Raw genomic sequence first — 4719 nt, forward strand, 5'->3', positions numbered from 1 at the left:
CGGCATGCAGGCCCGCGACCGGGTGGTGATGGACTGGGCCTGGCAGCGCAGGCTGCCTGTGGTGCTGTGCATGGGCGGGGGCTACGGCCACGACATCGAGACCACGGTGCAGGTGCAAGTGCAGACTTGGGATGTGGCTTTGGGCTATTGGCAACGCTGGCACAATCTCGGGCGATGAACACGCCAGTTTCAACCATCACCAAACCCCAAGCCGACGCCCGCAGCAGCTACAAAGCGTTTCGCCCCATCAGCACGCGCTGGATGGACAACGATGTGTATGGCCATGTGAACAACGTGGTCTATTACAGTTGGTTCGACACCGCTGTGAACGCCACCCTGATCGAGCAGGGTGTGCTCGACATCCACGGGGGTAGCACCATCGGTTTGGTGGTGGAAACCCAGTGTTTTTATTTCGCGCCGTTGGCTTTTCCGCAAACCGTTGACGCAGGCATCCGCGTGGCCAAGCTGGGCACGTCCAGCGTGCGCTACGAAGTGGGCTTGTTCGCGCAAGGCGAAGACCTCACCGCCGCCCGGGGCCACTTTGTGCATGTGTACGTGGACCGCGAGACCCGCCGCCCCGTGCCCTTGCCGGCCGCACTCAAAGTATTTTTGGAGACATTGACATGAGCATTTTGGACATCGGACCCCAGGTCAGCACCCACGTGAACGACCCGGCCAGCGTGGACGCGGCCATCTTGAGCCGCTTTTCTGCCCGTGCTTATTTGCAAAAGCCGGTGGACCGCGCCGTGCTGCAAGAAGTGCTGGGCGTTGCGGCACGTTCCCCAAGCGGCACCAACACCCAACCCTGGAAGGTCTATGTGCTCCAAGGCGCCAAGCGCGACGAGCTGGTGGCCAAGACTTGCGCCGCGCACGACGCCATCAGCGCCAATCCGGCGCTGGCTTCTGATTACGCCGAGTCGTATGACTATTACCCCGAAAAATGGGTCAGCCCCTACATCGACCGCCGCCGCGAGTGCGGTTTTGGCCTGTACGGCGTGCTGGGCATTGGCAAAGGCGACAAGGCCATGATGCACGCGCAGCATCAGAAAAACTTCCGCTTTTTTGACGCACCTGTGGGCCTGATCTTCACCATCGACAAGGTGATGGGCCGGGGCAGTTTGCTCGACTACGGCATGTTCTTGCAAAGCATCATGGTCGCTGCCCGCTCGCGTGGCCTGCACACCTGCCCGCAAGCGGCCTGGAACGGGTTTTCCAAAATCATCTTGCCGCTGGTCGATGCGGGTGACAACGAAATGGTGGTCTGCGGCATGTCGCTGGGCTATGCCGACGAAGCAGCGCTGGTCAACACCTTCCAGACCACCCGCGTGCCGGCCCAAGACTTCACCCACTGGGTGGACTGACTTTTTATCTCAACGCGCTTTTTTAAAGACAAGGGCCTGAATTGGGATTCGAAGCACTGGCGCTGCAACTGCTCAATGGCCTGAGCCACGCCACCACCTTGTTCTTGATGGCCTCCGGGTTGACGCTGATTTTTGGCGTCACCCGGATCGTCAATTTTGCGCACGGCAGTTTTTTCATGCTCGGCGCTTTGTGGTCGGCGCACGCGGTGACAAACTGGTGGCCCGACATGGCGGGCAGCGCTTGGGGTTATGGCGCGGTGATCTTGATGGGCGCGTGTGTGGCCGCCTTGCTGGGGGCCGTGACCGAGGTGCTTTTGCTCAAGCGCATGCGCCACGCGCCTCAGCTTTACCAACTGGTGGCCACTTTTGGCCTGACGCTGGCGCTGCACGACGCGATGCGCTGGTATTTCGGGCCTGAAGAGGTGTTTGCCCCGCGCTTTCCGGGCCTCAAGGGGGCCATTCAGCTGGGCGAGTCGTATTTCCCGACCTGGCAATTGTTCACCTTGGCGCTGGGCCCCTTGGTCTGGCTGGGCTTGCACCTTTTGCTCACTCGCACCTTGTGGGGTCAGCGCGTGAAGGCGGCCACCCAAGACCGCGAGATGCTGGCCGCGCTGGGTGTGAACTCCGCGCCGCTCATGCTGGGCGTGGTCATGTTGGGCTGCGGCTTGGCGGGCTTGGCCGGGGCGCTGCAATTGCCGCGAGAGCCGGCGCATTTGCAGATGGACGTGAACGTGGTGGTCGAGACCTTTGTGGTCGTGGTCACAGGGGGCTTGGGCAGCATTGGCGGGGCTTTTTTGGCGGCGGTGCTGATTGGGGTGATTCATGCATTGGGCCTGAGCTTTTTCCCGCAAGCGACTTTGGTGCTGGTGTTTTTGACCATGGCCGTGGTGCTGGTCTGGCGTCCGCAGGGCTTGGCCGGGTCGGCCGCGCATGCCGAGCAGCGCGAAAGCGTGCCGGTGTTTGCGCTGTGGCCGGTGGCGGGCTGGGGCCGGGCGCTGTTTGTGGCGGTCTTTGTGGGCTTGACGCTGCTGGCCTGGGGGCAGGGCGATTACGGCCGCAGCCTGGCTGAGGACGTGATGGTCATGATGCTGTTTGGCCTGAGCCTGCAATGGATGATGGCTTTGGGCGGCTTGGTCAGCTTTGGCCACGCGGCGTTTTTTGCGCTGGGCGCTTATGGTGCGGCGTTGGCGCACCTGCATTGGGGCGCAGGTTTGCCTGCAGCTTTGGCAGCAGGCATGGCGCTGGCGCTGGCCGTGGCGCTGGTGTTTGGGGCCTTGGTGGTGCGCAGCAGTGGGGTGTACTTGGCCATGCTGTCGTTGGCGCTGGCGCAAATGATTTGGGCTGGGGCCACGCAGTGGGTGGGGCTCACGGGGGGCGACAACGGCCTGATCGGCCTGCGCTTGATCGCCCCCGAGTCGCGTGCGCTCTGGGACGCGGCGCTGTGCGTCTTCATGCTTTTGGCTATGGCGGGCATGGCCCGCGTGGCCCGCTCCAGCCGGGGCGCGGCTTTGCAAGCAGTGCGCGACGCACCTTTGCGGGCGGCGGCCAGTGGTTTGCCGGTGCAGGCTTTGCGCTACCAGGTGTTTGTGGGCAGCGCCACGCTGGCAGGTCTGGCCGGGGGCTTGTGGGCGGCTTTCAAAGGGGCGGTGTTTCCGTCGGTGGCTTCGGTCGCCATGTCGGTTGATGCCTTGCTGGTCATTTTGTTGGGTGGTGTGCACCAGTTGTGGGGCTCGGCCGTGGGCAGTGCGCTCTTGGTGTGGGGCGGGGCCGAGCTGGGGCAGGGGCTTAACTATTGGCGCGGGGTGTTGGGCCTGGTGATCATGTTGGTCATGGTGCTGGCCCCGAGTGGTGTGCTGGGCGGGCTGCAGCAATGGCTGGCTCGTCGCAATGCGCCATCCACATCAGCCAAGGGGGGCGCATGAGCACGTCAGCTTTGCAGGTCAGTGGTCTGGTCAAGCACTTTGGCGGCGTGCGGGCGCTGGATGGCGTGGATTTCTCTGTGCCCGCAGGCCAGTGCATGGCCCTGATCGGCCCCAACGGCGCGGGCAAGTCGACCTGTTTTGCCTGCTTGGCTGGTCAGCAGGTGCCCACCGCGGGTGAGGTGCTGTGGCAAGGCCAGTCCCTGTTGGGCAAACCGCCTGCCGAGCGCCAGCGCTTGGGCGTGGCTCGCACCTTTCAAGTGGCGCAAACTTTTGAGGCGCTCACGGTGCTGCAAAACATCCAGCTGGTGCTGCGCGGTGCTGCGCCACTGGCCTGGTGGGACCGGCTGGACCGCCGCCAGCCCGAGCGGGCACTGCGGCTGGCCGCGCAAGCGGGCTTGCAAGCCCAGGCCCAGGCGACCGTGGCCGATTTGCCTTATGGCGCGAAAAAACGCCTGGAGCTGGCCATGGCGCTGGCGGGCTTGCCCGACGCTGAGTCCGGCGCTGTGGCCGAAGCTGTGGCCGATCCCAGGGACCATGCAGCGCCGTCATTGCTGTTGCTGGACGAACCCGCTGCCGGGCTGGCTCTGGCCGAGCGGGCCGAGATGATGGCGCTGGTGCGCCAGGCGGCCTCGCAAGGTGTGACGGTGCTTTACACCGAGCACAATATGGACGCTGTGTTCGGTGTGGCCGACAGGGTGTTGGTGCTGATGCAAGGCCGCTTGGTGGCCGACGGCCTCCCCGAAGCGGTGGCACAAGACCCACAGGTGCGTGAACGGTACTTGGGGCTGGATTTCGATCTGAACGCCAACGTGAAACCCGATGCGAAAGGCCAGCGCGATGCTCGCGGTTGAAGGACTCAACGCTTGGTATGGCCAAGCCCAGGCCTTGTTCAATGTGAGCTTGTCGGTGGGCGAGGGCGAGCTGGTCGTCATTCAGGGCCTGAACGGCGCGGGCAAATCGACCTTGCTGCAAAGCCTGATGGGCATCGGCCCCCGAGCCCAAGGCCGAATCGAATGGCAGGGACGCCCCATTCAGGACTGGCCCGCGCACAGGCGTGCCCAGGCAGGCTTGGGCTTTGTCGCCGAAGATCGGCGCTTGTTCACCGGGTTGTCTGTGAAAGAAAACCTCTGGATCGCCGCACCCTCGGGTTCAAGCGTTCAGCCCACGCCCGCGCAGCGTTTTGAGCGTGTGATGGCTTTGTTTCCGCAGTTGCAAACCATGCTGCACCGCCCGGCCAGCCAAATGAGCGGGGGTGAGCAGCAAATGCTGGCGCTGGCCCGCACCCTGATGACCGGCCCGCGGCTCTTGCTGCTGGATGAGCCTTGCGAGGGCATTGCCCCGGTGCTGGTGGCGGCCATGCGCGAGGCCTTGTTGCAACTGGCCCGCGAAGGCGTAGCCATGCTGGTGGCCGAGCAAAACAACATCCTGGCGCAGCA

The 4719-nt window shown here is 64.0% G+C and carries 5 protein-coding genes; all 5 read left to right on the forward strand.

Features of this window, described 5'->3' with window-relative positions; translation table 11 throughout:
* The first annotated feature begins 174 nt into the window (after positions 1-174).
* On the forward strand, positions 175-627 hold the full coding sequence (locus Q0341_RS10905) for a thioesterase family protein (protein ID WP_299513115.1): 453 nt from the start codon (positions 175-177) through the stop codon (positions 625-627).
* On the forward strand, positions 624-1361 hold the full coding sequence (locus tag Q0341_RS10910) for a nitroreductase (protein ID WP_299513117.1): 738 nt from the start codon (positions 624-626) through the stop codon (positions 1359-1361). Before Q0341_RS10905 ends, Q0341_RS10910 begins: the two co-directional genes overlap by 4 nt.
* 41 nt (positions 1362-1402) lie before the next feature.
* Positions 1403-3283, forward strand: coding sequence for an ABC transporter permease (locus tag Q0341_RS10915; protein ID WP_299513120.1), 1881 nt, complete (start codon positions 1403-1405; stop codon positions 3281-3283).
* Positions 3280-4134 (forward strand): ABC transporter ATP-binding protein, encoded by an 855-nt coding sequence (locus Q0341_RS10920; RefSeq protein ID WP_299513122.1) that lies wholly within the window; start codon positions 3280-3282, stop codon positions 4132-4134. Before Q0341_RS10915 ends, Q0341_RS10920 begins: the two co-directional genes overlap by 4 nt.
* On the forward strand, positions 4121-4719 hold a 599-nt coding region (locus Q0341_RS10925; RefSeq protein ID WP_299513124.1), incomplete at its 3' end, for an ATP-binding cassette domain-containing protein. The genes Q0341_RS10920 and Q0341_RS10925, both read left to right, overlap by 14 nt.

The sequence above is a fragment of the uncultured Limnohabitans sp. genome (assembly GCF_937889215.1).
Taxonomy (GTDB): Bacteria; Pseudomonadota; Gammaproteobacteria; order Burkholderiales; family Burkholderiaceae_C; genus Limnohabitans_A.